At 59.8% G+C, this 17625-nt stretch carries 17 protein-coding genes; 9 read left to right on the forward strand and 8 right to left on the reverse strand.

Translation table 11 applies throughout. From position 1 onward, the window contains the following. The first annotated feature begins 46 nt into the window (after positions 1–46). From xdhA to AC1XYH_RS17650, 7 genes are read left to right on the forward strand one after another with little or no spacing between them, the layout of a single operon-like run. Positions 47–1513: a xanthine dehydrogenase small subunit gene (xdhA, locus tag AC1XYH_RS17620; RefSeq protein WP_483324419.1), complete on the forward strand. Its 1467-nt coding sequence runs from the start codon at positions 47–49 to the stop codon at positions 1511–1513. Next, entirely contained in the window at positions 1506–3860 is a 2355-nt protein-coding gene (gene xdhB, locus AC1XYH_RS17625; RefSeq protein ID WP_483324420.1) for a xanthine dehydrogenase molybdopterin binding subunit, read from the forward strand. The genes xdhA and xdhB overlap by 8 nt, the downstream gene beginning before the upstream one ends. Next, on the forward strand, positions 3860–4741 hold the full coding sequence (xdhC, locus tag AC1XYH_RS17630; RefSeq protein WP_483324421.1) for a xanthine dehydrogenase accessory protein XdhC: 882 nt from the start codon (positions 3860–3862) through the stop codon (positions 4739–4741). The genes xdhB and xdhC overlap by 1 nt, the downstream gene beginning before the upstream one ends. Further along, the gene (uraD, locus tag AC1XYH_RS17635) at positions 4738–5238 is read left to right on the forward strand and encodes a 2-oxo-4-hydroxy-4-carboxy-5-ureidoimidazoline decarboxylase (RefSeq protein ID WP_483324422.1); all 501 of its coding nucleotides are present in this window, start codon (positions 4738–4740) and stop codon (positions 5236–5238) included. Before xdhC ends, uraD begins: the two co-directional genes overlap by 4 nt. Beyond that, positions 5235–5579, forward strand: coding sequence for a hydroxyisourate hydrolase (gene uraH / locus AC1XYH_RS17640; RefSeq protein ID WP_483324423.1), 345 nt, complete (start codon positions 5235–5237; stop codon positions 5577–5579). Before uraD ends, uraH begins: the two co-directional genes overlap by 4 nt. Next, positions 5579–6958 carry a guanine deaminase gene (guaD, locus tag AC1XYH_RS17645; RefSeq protein WP_483324424.1) on the forward strand — a complete coding sequence of 460 codons (1380 nt, stop codon included), beginning with the start codon at positions 5579–5581 and terminating at the stop codon, positions 6956–6958. The genes uraH and guaD overlap by 1 nt, the downstream gene beginning before the upstream one ends. Next, entirely contained in the window at positions 6939–8153 is a 1215-nt protein-coding gene (locus AC1XYH_RS17650; protein ID WP_483324425.1) for a urate hydroxylase PuuD, read from the forward strand. Before guaD ends, AC1XYH_RS17650 begins: the two co-directional genes overlap by 20 nt. Before the next feature lie 282 nt (positions 8154–8435). Here the strand turns inward: AC1XYH_RS17650 and AC1XYH_RS17655 are convergent, their stop codons facing one another. The 3 genes from AC1XYH_RS17655 to AC1XYH_RS17665 are packed head-to-tail and all read right to left on the reverse strand — an operon-like array spanning position 8436 to position 10800. Further along, positions 8436–9356: a 5-oxoprolinase subunit C family protein gene (locus AC1XYH_RS17655; protein WP_483324426.1), complete on the reverse strand. Its 921-nt coding sequence runs from the start codon at positions 9354–9356 to the stop codon at positions 8436–8438. Further along, positions 9353–10060: a 5-oxoprolinase subunit PxpB gene (gene pxpB / locus AC1XYH_RS17660; RefSeq protein WP_483324427.1), complete on the reverse strand. Its 708-nt coding sequence runs from the start codon at positions 10058–10060 to the stop codon at positions 9353–9355. The genes AC1XYH_RS17655 and pxpB overlap by 4 nt, the downstream gene beginning before the upstream one ends. After that, the gene (locus AC1XYH_RS17665) at positions 10057–10800 is read right to left on the reverse strand and encodes a 5-oxoprolinase subunit PxpA (RefSeq protein ID WP_483324428.1); all 744 of its coding nucleotides are present in this window, start codon (positions 10798–10800) and stop codon (positions 10057–10059) included. The genes pxpB and AC1XYH_RS17665 overlap by 4 nt, the downstream gene beginning before the upstream one ends. A 144-nt stretch (positions 10801–10944) precedes the next feature. Between AC1XYH_RS17665 and AC1XYH_RS17670 the strand changes: the two genes are divergently transcribed. Beyond that, entirely contained in the window at positions 10945–11637 is a 693-nt protein-coding gene (locus AC1XYH_RS17670) for a type 1 glutamine amidotransferase domain-containing protein (protein WP_483324429.1), read from the forward strand. 147 nt (positions 11638–11784) lie between these two features. Further along, positions 11785–12984 (forward strand): ISL3 family transposase, encoded by a 1200-nt coding sequence (locus AC1XYH_RS17675; protein ID WP_182250114.1) that lies wholly within the window; start codon positions 11785–11787, stop codon positions 12982–12984. Between the two features lie 103 nt (positions 12985–13087). Here the strand turns inward: AC1XYH_RS17675 and AC1XYH_RS17680 are convergent, their stop codons facing one another. From AC1XYH_RS17680 to AC1XYH_RS17700, 5 genes are all read right to left on the reverse strand, one after another. Further along, a complete protein-coding gene (locus AC1XYH_RS17680) occupies positions 13088–13519 on the reverse strand; it encodes a PaaI family thioesterase (RefSeq protein ID WP_483324430.1) in 432 nt (143 codons plus the stop codon). 21 nt (positions 13520–13540) lie between these two features. Then, complete coding sequence (locus tag AC1XYH_RS17685; RefSeq protein ID WP_483324431.1) at positions 13541–14428, reverse strand: alpha/beta hydrolase family protein; 888 nt, start codon at positions 14426–14428, stop codon at positions 13541–13543. Further along, positions 14418–15011, reverse strand: a complete 594-nt coding sequence (locus tag AC1XYH_RS17690) for a TetR/AcrR family transcriptional regulator (RefSeq protein ID WP_483324432.1) — start codon at positions 15009–15011, stop codon at positions 14418–14420. The genes AC1XYH_RS17685 and AC1XYH_RS17690 overlap by 11 nt, the downstream gene beginning before the upstream one ends. Before the next feature lie 62 nt (positions 15012–15073). Continuing rightward, complete coding sequence (locus tag AC1XYH_RS17695) at positions 15074–16123, reverse strand: AbrB family transcriptional regulator (RefSeq protein ID WP_483324433.1); 1050 nt, start codon at positions 16121–16123, stop codon at positions 15074–15076. Beyond that, positions 16116–17624 carry a tripartite tricarboxylate transporter permease gene (locus AC1XYH_RS17700; RefSeq protein ID WP_483324434.1) on the reverse strand — a complete coding sequence of 503 codons (1509 nt, stop codon included), beginning with the start codon at positions 17622–17624 and terminating at the stop codon, positions 16116–16118. Before AC1XYH_RS17700 ends, AC1XYH_RS17695 begins: the two co-directional genes overlap by 8 nt. Between the last annotated feature and the right edge of the window lies 1 nt (position 17625).

The following is a 17625-nucleotide window of genomic DNA, read 5'->3' on the forward strand; positions in this document are numbered from 1 at the left end:
ACCTCCCGCCGGAAACCGGCGCATAGTGGATAGCGCGGAGACGACAGTGATTGAGTTTTATCTAAATGGGCAGTCGCAAAAACTTGACCAGACTGACCCAAACCTGAGCATTTTAGACTGGCTGCGCACCAAAATGCGGCTTAATGGTACAAAAGAAGGCTGCGCATCGGGAGATTGCGGCGCGTGCACGGTGTTGCTCGGCAGTCTCGACCCGCAGGGCGAGTGGCAATATGCAGCCATGAACAGCTGTATTGGCCTGATCGGCGCATTGCACGGCAAGCACCTTATTACCGTAGATGCGCTGCAACGTGAGCCGGCGCATCCGGTGCAAACCGCTATGGTTGAGTGCAATGGTTCGCAATGCGGTTTCTGTACGCCGGGTATTGTGATGTCGTTGGTTGGCCTGCATCAGCAGGTAGCTGCGGCCGGGCAACACGCCAATGCCCATCAATTGATGGAAGCCCTGGCCGGCAACCTCTGCCGTTGCACGGGTTACCGTCCGATTATTGAGGCAGGTGCACGGAGCATCGTCGATAGCGTGCAGCAGTGGGATGGCAGCGCGCTGTTCAGCCCGCAGCCGGATGCTGCATTTATGGCCGCGCGTGAACAATCCGCCGTGCTGCAGGATGAAGCAGGCAACAGCTTCACTGCGCCGCTATCGCTCGCAGCATTGCGCGAGCTGTTGATCGCACAACCGCAGGCGCGGCTGGTGGCGGGCAGTACCGACCTGGCGCTGGAGATTACTCAGCAGCTAAAAAGCCTGCCTCAGCTGGTTTCGGTTGAACAGGTCGCCGAGTTGCAGCAACTTGAACAGGACGATGAAAACCTGACCATAGGGTCGGCGCTGACCTACGCCCAATTCGGCCCGCTGCTCAATCAAAACTGGCCGGCGTTCGCACCTATGCTTGAGCGTTTGGGCTCTCTGCAAATTCGTAACCGTGCCACCTTGGGCGGCAATATCGGCAACGCCTCGCCGATTGGCGACATGCCGCCGCCGCTGATTGCCCTAGGCGCGGAAGTTCAACTCGATAGCCAGAATGGCATCCGTTGGTTGGCGTTGCAGGATTACTTCCTCGACTACAAGAAAACCGTACTGCAGCCGGGCGAGTTTATCCGTGCGGTACGCGTGCCTAAGCCGGCGGCAAACGAGCGGCTGTTTATCTACAAGATCTCCAAGCGCCTGGACGACGACATCTCCGCCGTACTAGCCGCTTTCTGGCTGCGCCTGAACGGCGAACAAGTTGAAGATTGTCGTCTCGCTTACGGTGGCATGGCGGGCATTCCCAAGCGCGCGCTGGCTGCCGAGACGGCCCTGCGCGGCCAAACCTTTGACGAGCCGGCCATTGCCGCTGCGGCTGCGGCCTTGTCGCAGGACTTTAAACCCATGTCCGACGTGCGCGCCTCCGCGACCTACCGCCTTGAAGTGGCCGGTAATCTGTTGCGCCGCGCTCTTTATGAACACCGCGCTGCCCACACTGGCGGCGCTGCACTGACGGTGACCGACTATGCGTAAGCTACCCCGCGACATCTCCCGCCAAAGCGGTCAGGCGATTGGTATTGCCGGCCAGAGCGCACTGCACGACAGTGCTTGGCTGCACGTGCGTGGTCAAGCGCGTTACATCGACGATCTGCTAGAGCCAGAAGGCTTGCTGCACGCCGCCGTCGGCCACAGTGAGCAGGCCCACGCGCGAATCCTCAGCATGGACCTGAGCGAGGTTCGTGCCTATCCCGGCGTGGTGGCAGTGATTACCCTGGCGGATGTGCCCGGGCATACCGATATCGGCCCAGTGTTTCCCGGCGATCCGGTACTTGCCAGCGAGCTGGTTGAACACATAGGCCAGCCGATTTTCGCGGTTGCGGCGACCAGCCACACCGCTGCCCGCAAGGCGGCGCGCCTGGCCAAGGTGGAGTACGAGCCTTTGCATGCGGTGCTGAGTACTCAGGAAGCGCTGGATAAGTCCTTCTTTGTGCGGCCTAGCCATAGGCAATTGCGCGGCGATCCTGATCAGGCGCTGGCGGCCGCGCCGCATCGCCTGAAAGGCGAGATCAACGTGGGCGGGCAGGAGCACTTTTATCTGGAGAGCCAGGCCGCGATGGTCGAGCCCCAGGAGGACGGTGGCATGTTCGTACATACCTCCAGCCAGCACCCTTCGGAAGTCCAGAAACTGGTGGCTGAGGTGCTGGGGCTGCCGATTCATGCGGTTCAAGCCGAGGTGCGCCGCATGGGTGGCGGCTTTGGCGGTAAGGAAACCCAGGCCGCCGCGCTGGGTTGCGTTGCAGCCTTGCTGGCGCATGTGACCGGCAAGCCGGTTAAATATCGCCTGTCGCGCCCGGACGACATGGTGCAGACCGGCAAGCGCCATGACTTTTTCAACACCTACGATATTGGTTTTGACGATCAGGGGCTGATTCAAGGCGCGGACATTATGGTGGCTGGCCGCTGCGGCTTCTCGCCGGACCTGTCCAACGCGATTGTCGAAAGGGCCATGTTTCACTCGGATAACGGTTACTTTTTGGATCAAGCGCGGGTCACCGGCCACTGCTGCAAAACCCATACAGTCTCGAATACCGCCTTCCGCGGTTTTGGCGGCCCACAGGGCATGATGGTGATTGAGCAGGCCGTGGATGACATTGCCCGCCATCTGCAGCTTGACCCGCTGGATGTGCGCAAGCGCAATCTCTATCGGCCGGGTCGCGATACCACGCATTACGGTCAGGTGATCGAGCAGCACATCTTGCCGGAACTGGTCGCGCAGCTTGAGGCCAGCTCTGACTACCGCGCACGGCGCGAGGAAATCACTGCGTTCAATAAGCAAAACCCGATTCTCAAGCGCGGTCTGGCGCTGACGCCGGTCAAATTTGGTATCTCCTTTACCGCCAAGCACCTGAACCAGGCCGGCGCGTTGGTGTTGATCTACACCGACGGCAGCCTGCACGTGAACCATGGCGGCACTGAGATGGGTCAGGGCCTGTACATCAAGATCGCACAAGTAGTGGCGGCGGCCTTTCAGGTGGACGTAGACAAGGTCAAGGTCTCGGCCACGCGCACCGACAAGGTGCCCAACACCTCGCCTACCGCAGCCTCTTCCGGCTCCGACCTGAACGGCATGGCGGCGCTGGATGCCTGCGAGAAAATCAAGGTTGGACTGATCGCCTTCGCCGCTGAGCAGTATGGCTGCAAGCCCGAGCAGGTGCGGTTTGAGAACAATCAGGTGGTGGCTGGCGAAGAGCGTCTGGACTGGGCCGAATTTGTGCAGAAGGCCTATATGAATCGCGTATCGCTGTCATCCAGCGGCTTCTACGCCACGCCCAGAATTCATTATGACTTTGCCACTGGCCGAGGCCATCCCTTCCTTTACTACGCCAACGGTGCCGCCTGCTCCGAGGTGGTATTGGATACCCTGACCGGCGAATACCGCGTGCTGCGCACCGACATCCTGCACGATGTGGGGCAGTCGCTGAACCCGGATATCGATATTGGCCAGATCGAAGGCGGCTTTGTGCAGGGCATGGGCTGGCTGACCACCGAAGAGCTGGTTTACAACGATAAGGGCCGGTTAATGACCACCGGGCCAGCCACCTACAAGATTCCGGCGGTCTCCGATACGCCGCCCGATCTGCGCGTGAATCTGCTGGCCGCTAGCCCTAACCGCGAGGCGACCGTGTTCCGCTCCAAGGCAGTGGGTGAGCCACCGCTGATGCTCGGCATTGCGGTGTGGAGTGCCATGCGCGATGCGGTCGCCAGCCTGACGGATTATCGCTATAGCCCACCGTTGGATACGCCCGCTACGCCTGAACGCATGCTTAACGCTGTTAATGCGGCACGGGCTTGGGCCAATACTGAGCAGGAGACTGTCTAATGGACAAACGTCTGCGCTGGTTTGAAGCCGTCGCTGACTGTGAGCAGCGCGGTGAACCCTATGTGCTAGTGACTATTGTGGGCGTCGCCGGCTCGGTGCCGCGTGAACCCTCGAGCAAGATGGTGGTGACCGGTGAGCATACGTTCGACACCATTGGCGGCGGGCATCTAGAATATTTGGTGACGGCGCGGGCGCGTGAGCAACTGGCCGCAGCACGTTACGAAACCCAGCTTGAGCACTTTCCGCTCGGCGCCAGCCTTGGCCAGTGTTGTGGTGGTAGCGTCTCGGTGCTGCTTGAAGGTCAGCGCGGCAGTGATGCGCGGCTGGTGGTGTTTGGCGCCGGTCACGTCGCCCAGGCATTGATGAGTATTATGGGGCAGTTGCCTTGGCAGGTGACCTGGGTTGATTCGCGCGCAGATAGCTTTCCGGCCGAGCTGCCGGTTAACGTGCGGCGTCATCACACCGATGATCCGGTCGGCGATGTGGCTGAGCTCTGTGCAAACGCCCACGTACTCATACTCACGCATAATCATCAGCTCGACTACGATCTGTGCCGCGCTCTGCTGAACTCGGGCATTGCACGCAGCGTCGGCCTGATTGGCTCGCAAACCAAGGCCGAACGCTTTCGTCAACGGCTGACTCACCGTGGTTACAGCGAGGCGCAGATTGAGAGTATTCGCTGTCCGGTTGGGCGCTCGGATATACCGGGTAAGCGGCCGATGGAGGTCGCAGTTTCGATTAGTGCCGAGTTGCTCAGCTTGGCTGCCATTAACGCACCGCGCGAGACCCGTCGCGGTGTCAGTTGGCCCGCGCTGCGTGATCTGATGCAAAAGAACGAGCCCCTAACAACCGAGTCCGATAGCCCCGTGGAGGCCAAATGAGCCTTGAAGAACTGAATAAGCTGCCCGCAGCGGAGGCACTCACGTTATTTCGCGACTGCTGCGCAGTGGACGCCTGGGCCCAGCCGATGGTGGATTCACGCCCTTATGCCTCCACGGAAGCATTGCACGGCACCGCGCGGGCGCTTTGGCCCAACCTGCATGAGACCGACTGGTTGATGGCGTTTGAAGCGCACCCCAAGATCGGGGATATCAAAAGTCTCAAGGCTAAATACGCCAGTACTGAAGCCCTGGCTAGTGGCGAGCAGTCCGGCGCCCGGGTTGCTCCTGATCAGGTGCTGCAGCGTCTGAAGAACGGCAACGACGCCTACTACGACAAATTCGGTTTTATTTTCATCGTGTGCGCCACCGGCAAGAGTGCCGAGCAGATGCTCGCGCTGCTGGAGCAGCGCCTGCCTAATACCCGTGAAGAGGAGCTTCGCGTCGCCGCTGCGGAGCAGGCCAAGATCACCCATATTCGTTTGGATAAACTGCTATGAGTAACAAGAGTCCAATTACCACCCACATTCTCGACCTCGGCGGCGGCTGCCCCGCGGCTGGCGTTGCTATCGTGCTGGAGCGCCAGACCGCTAGCGGCTGGGAAACCCTAGGCCAGGCGGCTACCGACGCAGACGGTCGGGTACTCAACGGCTTTGGCGACAACGCCCCTGCAGGCGTCTACCGCCTGACCTTCGATACCGAGGGTTATTACACACGGCAGGGTCTGGAGTGCTTCTACCCAGCCGTCACCATCGCCTTTAAGCTGACCGACACCACGGCCCATTATCACGTACCGCTGCTGCTGAATCAGTGGGGCTATTCGACTTACCGGGGAAGCTAATGACAACTGATACCCACACTGCGGCTACCTTCCCGGTCGGCTGCACAGCCTTTCGCGGGCCTCTGTTGCACTTTATCGCTGAGCCCGGCTTGAACAAGCCCGATCCGGCCAGTTACGAATACCATGCAGATGGCCTGCTGGTGGTCGCCGATGGGCGGGTGCTGGCCAATGGCGCTGCTGACACTCTGTTGCCTCAGTTGCCCGTCGGAACCGAGGTTGAGCAATGGCCAGACAGCTTGATCATGCCTGGCATGATCGACACCCACGTTCATATGCCCCAGCTGGCAGTGTTGGCCAGTTATGGCACCCAGCTGCTGGAGTGGCTGGAAACCTATACCTTCCCGACCGAAGCACGCTTTGCTGATGCGGATTGGGCGGCGGATCAATCGCAACTGTTTCTCGACTTGCTACTGGCGCACGGCACCACCTCGGCATTGGTGTTCAGCACCTCGCACAAGGTTGCGGCCGAGGCGCTGTTCAACGCGGCCGACGGCTATAACATGGCGATTACCAGCGGCAAGGTGATGATGGATTGCCACGCGCCTGATGGGGTGCGCGACACGGCTGAAGCCAGCTACACCGAAAGCCGCGAGTTGATTGAGCGTTGGCACGGCCATGGCCGCCAGCGCTATGCAGTGACTCCGCGCTTTGCCGCCACATCAACGCCGCAACAGCTGACCTACGCAGGCCAACTGATCGCCGAGTACCCCGACGTTTTGATGCAGACCCACTGGGCCGAGAACCACGCCGAGATCGCCTGGATCAAGGAACTGTTCCCGGAGCGCTCCAGCTACCTCGACGTGTATGACCACTTTGGCTTGCTCAGCGAGCGCAGCGTATTGGCGCACGGTATTCACATTGATGACGGCGACCGCGCACGACTGTCGGAAACCGGCACTCGAATCGCTTTCTGCCCGACCTCCAATACTTTCCTGGGTAGCGGTCTGTTCGATCTGGCCAGCGCACGCGCCGCCGATGTGCAAGTCGGTTTGGCGACCGACGTGGGCGGCGGCACCAGTCTGTCGATGCTTGCCACCATGTCTGAGGCGTACAAGGTCTGCCAACTGCGCGGCCAAAGCCTGAATCCCTTTCAGGCGTTTTACATGGCAACCCTGGGCAATGCGCAAGTACTGCATCAAGCCGCAGATACCGGCAACCTGCAACCCGGCAAATACGCGGACTTTTTGATTCTGGACCGTACCGCCAGCCCGGCGTTGCGCCTCAAACATCAGCCTGATCGCGAGCTACAGGGCATGTTGTTTGATCTGATGATCCTTGGCGATGATCGCGCCATCCGTCGCACCTATATTGCCGGGCAGTGCCGGTATGACCGAGATACTGCAAAAGGAGCTGCCCTCAATGCATGCATATCTGGCTGAATGGCTAAGCCTGATCATCCGCTGGTTCCACGTTATCGCAGGTGTGGCTTGGATCGGCGCGTCTTTCTACTTTATTTGGCTCGACAATAACCTGCGCGAGCCACCGGAGTGGAAGAAGCAAAAAGGCATCAAGGGTGACCTGTGGGCCATCCATGGCGGCGGCTTTTATGAAGTAGCCAAGTACCAGGTTGGGCCGGAAAAGATGCCGACCGAGCTGCATTGGTTCAAATGGGAAGCCTATAGCACCCTGATGAGCGGTTTGGCGCTGCTGTTTGCGGTCTACTATTTCGGCAATCCCGGTTACTTGATTGATCCAAGCAAGCTGGAGCTAAGCACCTTTGGCGCCATCGCCATTGGCATGGGCACGTTGCTGGGCGTAATGGCGATCTATGAAGCGCTCATCCGCAGCCCGCTGGCAAAGCACGGCCTGGCCTTTGGTGTGGTGCTGTTCCTGATTCTGGTCGCGGTTGCATGGGGTATGTTTCAGGTATTTGCCGGCCGTGGAGCCTTTATTCATGTGGGCGCGGTCATCGGCACCATCATGGTCGCCAACGTCTTTTTGGGTATCGTTCCGGCCCAGCGAGCACTGGTTAATGCCGTCGAGAAGGGCGAAACACCGGATGATCACGTAGTCATGCTGGCGCAACGTGCGATGCTGCGTTCACGCCACAACAACTACCTGACGTTGCCGGTTATCTTCATCATGATCAGCAATCACTATCCGATGTTCTACGGCCATGAGTATGGCTGGGCAATATTGGCAGCGATTGGCGCTATTACTGCCTATGCGCGGCACTTCTTCAACCTGCGTCACAAGCAGATCAACAAGCCGTCGATTCTGGTTATCAGCGCGCTGGCCACGCTGGCCCTGATCTGGGCGATGGCGCCCAGCGCTCCGCAAGCGCCCGCCACCAGCAATGCAGACGGCACCCCAGTAACCCGCGTAGCGGATGCGGATGTTAGCCAACTGCTGACGACCCACTGCATGGCGTGCCACGCCGCCCAACCCAGCAGCCCAGCGTTCCAGGCGCCGCCCGCTGGTATCACGTTAGAAAACCTGGAGCAGCTCAAGCAGCACCGCGACAAGGTCCTGCAGGCTGCAGTCGCAACCGAATACATGCCGCTTGGCAACATGACCGGCATTACACCGGAGGAGCGCAGCATGCTGGGGCAGTGGTTGCGAGAAAACCCTTGAAGTTATAGGCCGCAGGTCAGGAGCTGGAGATGCCGAGTAGTAAGGTCGGGTTGCGTCCCGACCAGTGGTGGTGACGTTGATGCCGCTGGTCGAGATGGAACTCGACCTTCCAACGTTAAAAGCCACTTCGTCGAGTGTGCCGGCGAATACCTGACCGGTTTATGGAGGGCCGGGTTCCATCCCGGCCAGCGCTGGTGCGGTTGCAGCCGTTGTTCGCAATGGAACTCGGCTTTCCCCAAGGGCGCGGGTTTGTTCGGTCTGTTGGCGTTGTGGTTTCGGCGGCTAAGGCTCCCAGCGTGCCAGCAGCGCTAGATGATCTTGCCGCGCTTGCGCCTGACTGATTGGCTGCAGGTGTATTTTCTGCCCCGGCGCGCATTGTGCCAGCCGGGCTAGGGACGATGGCGTGAGCGCGCCCAGCCTTGGATAACCACCGATGGTCTGACGGTCGTTCATCAGCACTATCGGCTGGCCGTCTGGCGGCACCTGCACGGCGCCCAGCGGAATGCCTTCGGAGATCAACGGCTCACCCTGATAGCGCAGCTCTGGGCCGGTTAGGCGCATACCCATGCGGTCGGCGCGTTGATCCAGCGTCCAGTGTTGGTTGAACAGCTGAAACAGGCTGTCGCCGCTAAATTGGCTGCTTTGCGCGCCGACCAAGAGTTGCAAGGTTACTGGGCTCTTGTAGTCTGGGATCGCCTCGGAAGGCATTTTTCGGCTTACCGCAGGCTGCGCTGAATACGTGAGTTGATTGCCGGGTTTTAGCCCCTTGCCGTCGCCATGCAAACCACCCAGCCCCTCGCGCATCACGGTCGCGACCGCACCCAGAACGGGGTTTGCCTTAAATCCGCCGGCGGCGGCCAGATAGGCTCGCACACCGCTGCGTGGCTGAGTGAATGTGAGCTGCTGGCCGCTGCGTATGGCAAAGACTTGCCAAGGTCTTAGCGGTTGTTGATCCAGTTTTGCATCCAGATCGGCACCGGTCAGCGCCAGCCAACCATCGGCCTCTGCTTTGAGCGTCAGACCACCAAGCGGAATTTCGATCACGCAGGCGTCCAGTGGATTCCCCAATAACCAGTTGGCCCAGTGCTGAGCAATCCAATCCAGCGCTCCGCCTTGGGTTACGCCCAGATGGCGCACGCCAAAACGTCCACCGTCCTGCAGCTGCGCAAAACCCAGACTGTGCTCTACTCGCAGCATGCTCACGGGTTTGGCTCCATGCTCGCATCGTCGCCGCCGAGGCGCAAAAACTCGGCATGGTCGACCGAAACAAAACGGACACGATCGCCGGGTTTGAGCAAGCTGTAACCATCGCGCTCGCGGTCAAACAAGGCTAGCGGACAACGCCCAATCAGGTTCCAGCCGCCGGGCGATACCAGTGGATAGACAGCGGTCTGTCGCTCGGCTATCCCGACGCTGCCCTGCGGGACGCGCTGACGCGGCGTAGCCAGCCGTGGCGCGGCAATGCTCGGATCGACCAAGCCCATATAGCCAAAGCCGGGTGTGAAGCCGAGAGTAAATACCGGGTAGTCGCGGCTGCAGTGGCGGTCTACTACTTGCTCCACAGTACAGCCAGCGCGTTGCGCAAGCGCTTCTAGATCGGGGCCGACACTGGGGTGATACCAGACCGGCAGCTCATGCCGTCGGCCGCTGTCGTTAATCGCCAGCGGTTGTAACCCTTTCAGCGCTTGCAGCACGCGCTCACTAGCCTGTGCTTCGCTCAGTTGCAGGCCGTCATAGTGCAGCATCAAAGTGGTATAGGACGGCACCAGATCAATCAGCTGCGCACCAAAAGCGGTGTGCAGGCGTTCGGCGGCGGCCATCAACCACGGTATGTTGGCCTCGTCGATCACGTCGAACAGGCGCAGCATCAAGCAATCCCACGCGACGCTCTCAATGCGCGGTGTCACAGTGCATCCAGCGCCGCGCGGATACGTGCGACCACGGCGACGGATTCTGCGTTGTCACCATGTACGCAAAGGCTGTCTGCCTGGAGATAGAGTTCGCTGCCGTCGCTCGCGATAAGCGGTTCGCCGTGCGCAAAGGTCAACGCTTGGGCAAGAATACGTTCAGGGTCATGGTGCACCGCGCCGGGCTGATGACGTGGCAACAGATAACCGTCAGCGTCATAACCACGGTCGGCAAAGGCCTCAAACCAGAGCTTTACGCCCTGCTCTGCTGCCAATGATTGCGCCTCGCGGTTGTCGCGGCGCGCCAGCAGCATCAATGGCAGGCTGGCGTCGAAACGCGCGACGGCACGGAGTACCGCGCGCAGCAACTCAGGTTTGCGCATCATGTCGTTATAGAGCGCGCCGTGCGGTTTGACGTAGCTCAGGTTGCCGCCCTCAGCACGGCAGATGCCATCCAGCGCGCCGATCTGATAAAGCAGCATGTCTTCGACTTCCTGCGCGGAGCAGTTCATCGAGCGACGACCAAAACCGACCAGATCTGGATACGCTGGATGCGCGCCAATGCGCACATCATGGCTGACCGCCATTGCAACGGTGCGACGCATGATGCTCGGGTCTGAGGCGTGAAAGCCGCAGGCGATGTTGGCGCAATCCACATGCGGCATAACGGCTTCGTCCATACCCATGGTCCAGGCGCCGAAGCTTTCGCCCATATCGCAATTCAATGTTGGCTTCTGCATGCGCTGCGCTGCTCCTGTTGGGCGTGGCGAAGCTAAAAGGGAACGAAACGCCGCTTTTGCTGCCGGATTTAGAGTGTATTTATGCTGTTCGGCGCACAGAGCGTACCGCAGCTGCCCCTTATGTTCAGATAAGAGAGAGACAATATGAAGATTCTCATGGTTCTCACCTCCCACGACAAGCTTGGCAACACCGGCAAGAAAACCGGCTTCTGGCTGGAAGAGTTTGCCGCGCCCTATTACGTGCTTAAAGACGCTGGCGCCGAGATCACCCTGGCCTCGCCGAAGGGCGGCCAGCCGCCGCTTGACCCGACCAGTGCAGAGCCAGACGCCCTGACCTCCGCGACTGAGCGTTTTGATGCGGATGCCGACGCTAAGGCACAGCTGGCCAGCACTCATGTGCTGTCCAAGGTTGCCGCTAATGATTACGACGCGGTCTTCTATCCCGGCGGGCACGGCCCCATGTGGGACCTGCACGAAGACGCTGATTCACTCGCGCTGCTGGAAGCCTTCGCCAAGGCCGATAAACCCATTGGGGCGGTGTGCCATGCACCGGCGGCACTGGTGAACGCTAAAGGTAAAGACGGTGAGTACCTGATTGGCGCCAAACGCGTGACCGGTTTCTCCAACTCCGAAGAAGACGCCGTGGGCCTGAGCGACGTGGTGCCCTTTATGCTCGAAGACGCGCTGAAAGAAAAAGGCGGCGTGTACAGCAAGGGCGAAGACTGGGGCGAGTATGTGCTGGTAGATGGCTTGCTGGTTACGGGCCAGAATCCTGGGTCCTCCGAGAAAGCTGCGAAAGAGCTGCTGACTTTGCTTAAGGTCATGCCCGGCAGCTAAGCCAGATTGCTACGTGGATCGATAAAAAAAGGTTCTTCACGGAAGTCCGGGGCAACCCGGACTTTTCGTTTCTGGAATGAGGTGAGGCGGTGACATCTCGGTCATGATGGTTGTGCGACCAACACCATAATCCGAGAGCACCGTCTCATGCTTGATCATACCGATTGGCTGCCGTTCTGGAAGGACTTCTACGTCCTCGATTTACAACTTCTCGACGGCCACGTCTGCGTTTCGCTGACTCCTGATGACTCATCACTTACCTGCGGTGGCTGCGCCAAGCCTTGCCGCCAGATACATGAGCGAGTTAGACGTCGCGTACGCGACCTTCCCATGCTCGGTCATCCCGTTATTCTCGATCTGATTCTGTATCGCCTGGAATGCCCTGACTGCGGGCACTGCCTGCAACAGGTGAGCTGGCTTGATAAACACGCGCGCCTGACTAAGCGGCTGGCTCAGGCGGCTGCAGAATGCTGCGCTCGGTTACCGGTGGCGCACGTGGCAGACATGTTTGGTCTGCATTGGAGCACGGTCAGACGCCTGGATCATCAGCGTCTCCAGTCCCTTGTGGCATCACTTCCGACGGCCCAACCGCGCCGCCTAATCATGGATGAGTTCGCCCTATTTAAGGGGCATCGCTACGCCAGTGTGATCCTCGATGCCGATACACGTCGGGTTCTATACGTGGCCCAGGACCGCAGCCGCCGGGCCATTCGGCCCTTTTTTGAACAGCTTGGACCAGAAGGCTGCGCCCGTATCGAAGCGGTGGCCATGGATATGAATACCGCTTTCGATCTCGAGGTTCGAGCTCGATGCCCCCGCGCACGTGTGGTTTACGATCTGTTCCATGTCATTGCCAAGTATGGCCGGGAGGTCATCAGTCGCGTGCGAGTGGACGCCGCCAATCAGCTACGCCACGACCGCCCCGCACGACGGGTGGTGAAGCAGGCTCACTGGCTGCTGCTTCGTAATCCAGCCTCGCTCAACGAGCGCGAGCAGGTTCGGCTTGATGAAGTGCTGCAAGCGAACCAGCCCATCATGACGGTTCACGTGATGAAGGAAAGTCTACGCTCGCTCTGGACAGCACCTGACGCTTGGGAATGGCGAAGACGGTGGCAGCAATGGCATGCCCATGCTGCTGAGAGCGGCATTCCGGCTTTGATGCACTTCGCTGAAGTGCTTAAGCCTTACTGGAGAGGGATTCTGGCTAGGGTGCGTTGGCCGATGCATACCGGCCAGCTTGAGGGGATCAACAATAAGATCAAAGTGATCAAGCGCATGGCCTATGGGTACCGCGACACCGATTACTTCTTCCTGAAGATCAAGGCCGCGTTCCCCGGACATACGTGATGAACCTAAAAAAAGGGTGCTCACTGGGCACCCTTTTTTCGTAAGTACGAATGCTTACAACACTAGTAACTAGTTCACCAGCCGTAACAATGGCTGCTAACCCTTAGCTCAAAATCATATTGGTCGCCGTTGCATAGGCATACAGCGAGCCTGTTTCGTCGCGCAGATAACCTTCTGAAATTACCAAGCGGCGTGTCTTGTTAATCACTTTCCCTTCGGCAATCAGCGTCTTGTTAAAAGGCACTGGCTTGCACATTTTTACGTTCAGTTCGATGGTGCCATAGCCCACGCCAGCGCCGAGCACGGTGTGAGTAGCGCAGCCGGTGACCGAGTCCATCACTGTGGCGGCAAAGCCGCCGTGCACGCCGCCCATTGGGTTGGTGTGAGTTTCGTTGGCAGTGGCTTTGAATACCACGCGGCCTTCTTCAGCTGCTTCGAACTCCATTGGCACGGTTTTGGCGATTGGAGCAAAGGGCAGTTCGCCGCTCGCGATGGCTTGCATGATTTGCAGGCCGGTCATGTCTTTTAGGTTCATTGCGAATGTCCTTGAGGGGTTTCAGGCTGCGCGAGCAGCCAAGTTAAGTTGTTCGAACCAGTCCAGCGCGTCCTGCCAAAGTGGCTCTGCGTGCGGCCGGAAATAGCCCATGTGGCCCAGCGGGCGCAGGTTCTGTGTTTGTGGGTCGATGGTGACAGCCCGGTAATCGGCGTTGCGATAGGCCGACATAAAGGCGTCGCGCGAGGCGGGCGAGGCCCAGAGATCATCAGTGGCGCTGACTGCTGTGATCGGTGTGGTGATCTCGGCGAAGCGCGCCTCTAGCCCCGGCATCTGCGGGTCTTCAAAGAAGTAACGCGGGAATCGGCACCAATGTTTCCACTTCTGATACACGCCCTTGGGCAAGTCTTCGCCCATGCCCAGTTTACGCCAGGCCAGATAGCCCTTGGCGCGAACGATCAGCGGGGCGATCACGCGCCACATCAAGAGCACGCGTAGCTGCTCGGAGCGCGGCATCCAGCCGTGCCAGCCGGCACCCGTGCCGAAGGTATACAGACCACTGATAGCGGTGTGATTGGGCATCAGGCCAAACGCGTGGCCGCCGAACGAATGACCGACCATGTAGATGGGGAGCGTGCTTGTTTTCAGGTGCTCAACGGCAGCTGCCAGATCTTGCTCTGCCCAGTCCAGATAATCCATTTCAAAGCCTTGCAGGCTTGCCGGTGCGGAGCCGCCGATGCCGCGATAGTCCAGCGTCAGAGTGCTGTAGCCACGGCTGGCGGCGTACTCGGCAAATCGGCGGTAAAAGCCTTGGGGCACGCCGGTGGCGCTGCCGATCAGCAACTGGGCTACAGGGGCTTTGGCTGAGTAAAGAGTGGCGCTCAACGGGTAGCCGTCGGCAGCGATGAGGGTCAATGGTTGCGCCGGTACGGTCGCGGTATCAATGCTCATTGGGAGATGCCTTTTGTTGCAGTCGAACATGCCCCAGCAACGCACGAAAAGCGCGCTCCAGCGGCAGGGTGTCGCCAGCGACGCGGGCCATGATCAAGCCACCCTCGTAGCTGGAGAAGATGAGCGCCGCGAGGTCCGCGCTGTGCTCTGCCGGATATCCCGCGGTGTTCAGGTGACTGGCTAGCTGTTGTTGAACACGGTTGAAGCTGTGGTTGATTGCCAGGCGCAGATCGATGTCTTCGGCATTGCTGTCCAGTGCGGCGGCGGCCATGGGGCAGCCGAGCCGAAACTCGCTGGCTTCGATGCGCCGCAGGGCGCTTTCGATCCAGTGGGCAATGGCCTCTAGCGGATCATCATGTTCGGCAAACAAGCGGGTGAAAAAGCGCACGAGCTGCTCAGCAGTCTGTTCGATGGCGGCTAGTGCTAGTTCTTCTTTACCGCCGGGAAAATGGTGGTAGAGGCTGCCCTTGGGCGCCTTGGCCTGTGCCAATAATTCAGTTAGCCCGGTGCCGTGCAGTCCGTTGCGTTGCAAGGTTATTTGCATAGCATTGACCAGCCGTGAGCGTGTATCAGTGTTCTTCATGCCGCTATTTATAGACCGATCAGTCTACTGAGTAAATAGTGTTGCCAGAAATTTAACGAAGTTTAGTCCTGTAATTCTGGTTTAAGACGCTGCCACAGGACGAACAGCGGTTCCGCCAAAAACATCACCAGAAACAGCCGCAGCACCTGTAGTGCGGTGACTACGGCGACTGACAAATGCAGCGCCTCGGCGGTGAGGCACAGCTCGGTGATGCCGCCGGGCATCATGCCGAGCATCAGACTGACACGATCAACATTGCCGAGCGTGCTCAGCAATATCGCTGCGGCAGCGGCAACCAGCATCGCCAGCAGGGTAAACAGCCACACTCGCAGCAGGAAGGCCGGCGCTTTTCGGAAGAAAGCACGGTCAAAGTGGCAGCCTAACGCACTACCAATTAGCCACTGCCCAGCCGCGCTGGTGCCGGCTGGCAGAGCGATGTTGATATCCAGCAATACACCGCCAGCGGCGCAGGCGATCAGCGGCCCGAGCATCCATGGATTGGGCTGACGCAGACGCCGCAACAGGACTGCCAGCAAACCGCCCAATGGCACTAGCCAGGCCAGCGTGAGGAGATCGGTGGGCAGCGGTGCTGGTGCGTCGACCGCAGGCAGTGCCCAGGTGAAGAGTGCGGGAATTAGCAAAACCACCATCAGCAGACGCAGGCTATGCGCGGCTACCACGTTGGCGAGATTGGCTTGATGGCGGGCGCCGATGACGGCCATCTCGCTGGCGCCGCCGGGCATGCTGGCGAAATAGGCGGTGGCGCGGTCATAGCCGGCGCGAGTGAGAATCCGAATGCCGATAAGGCTAAGCAGGAAGGTGCCGCAGGCGCCGATCATTATCAGCCCCAGATGGCTGATGACCTGTTCAAAGACGGGGGTAGTGAAGTGCAGACCTATGGCGCTGGCGACTATCCATTGCCCGGCCTGGCGTGAACCTGGCGGCGGTTCACACAGGCAGCCGCTGCAACGCAGCAGGATGACCGCCAGCAGTGAACCGGTCATCCAGGGCAACGGCCAGCCCATCAGGCTGGCCAGCCATCCGCCGAGCGCTCCGATCAGTGGAGCGCTGGCGTATTTCAACCAGCGGGGCTGGCTGCCCGGTTCAGGCATTGGCCAGCTTGGCGCTGCGCTTGGCGCGGTAACGACGCCAGAACGGCAGCGCGATCATCGCGGCCACCAGTGCCCACAGGCCAATGGCGATTGGGCTGGAAAACAGAATGCCAAGGTCGCCGTTGGAGATCGACAGTGCGCGGCGCAGGTTGCTTTCCATCATGTCGCCGAGGATGAAGCCCAGCAATAGCGCAGAGAGCGGGAAGTCCAGCTTGCGCAGCAGATAGCCGAAGATGCCGATGGCGATCATCAAAAACAGATCGAAGGTAGTCGCATGCACCGCGTACACCCCGATTGAGGTGATGATTGCGATGGCGGGCACTAGCGTCCAGTTCGGTACTGAGAGGATGCGGGTGAACAGCTTGATCATCGGTATGTTCATCACGATCAAAATGATGTTGGCGACAAACAGCGAGGCAATCAGACCCCAGACGATCTCAGGCTGGTTCTGGAACAGTAGTGGGCCGGGCGTAATGTTGTACAGCGTCAGCGCGCCGAGCATCACTGCCGTGGTGCCTGAGCCTGGAATACCGAGGGTCAGCATCGGGATCATCGAGCCACAGGCCGAAGCGCTGTTGGCGGTTTCTGGTGCGGCTAGGCCACGCAGATCGCCGTCACCGAAGCGGCCACTATCGCCGGCCAATTTTTTCTCCGACATGTAGCTGACGGCGCTGGCCAGGGTGGCACCGGCGCCCGGCAGGACGCCGAAAATAAAGCCCAGCACACCGCAGCGCAGGTTGGTCGCCAATACCGAGCTGCCTTCCTTGAGGTTGAACAGCATGCGACCGCTGGTCTTAAGTGCGGTCTGGCCGTGGTGGGTGCGCTCCAGCAGCATGAGGATTTCGCTGATGCTGAACAGCCCCAATACCAGTACGACGAACTGGATGCCGTCAGACAGGCCCAGGCTGCCAAAGGTGAAGCGATACACGCCGCTGTTGGCGTCGATGCCAACGCAGGACAGCATCAGGCCGATCAGTACGGCAACGGCAGTCTTGACCGGTTTGTCGCCGGCCATGCCGGCCAGACAAACAATCGCAAAGACCATCAGCATGAAGTACTCGGCCGGCCCGAACGAAACCGCCCATTTGGCCAGCAGTGGCGCAAAGACGATCACCCCTACCGTGGCGATCATGCCGCCGATAAACGAACTCCAGGCGGAGATCGACAAGGCCACACCCGCTTTGCCTTGGCGCGCCAGGGGATAACCGTCCAGCGTCGTCATTACCGCGGATGCTTCACCGGGGATGTTCAGCAAAATCGAGGAAATGCGGCCGCCGTATTCGCATCCCAGATAGACCGAGGCGAGCAGGATCAGCGCGGTTTCCGGTGGTAAGCCGAGTGCGAAGGCAACCGGGATCAGCAGTGCGACGCCGTTGATGGGACCAAGGCCCGGCAACAAGCCGACGATGGTGCCGATGGTGGTACCCGCCAGTGCAGTGACGAGGTTGTTTGGGCTAAGCGCGACGTCGAAGCCTTGTCCGAGATATTGCAGCGTATCCATG

The sequence above is a fragment of the Pseudomonas sp. GW-45 genome (assembly GCF_056896675.1).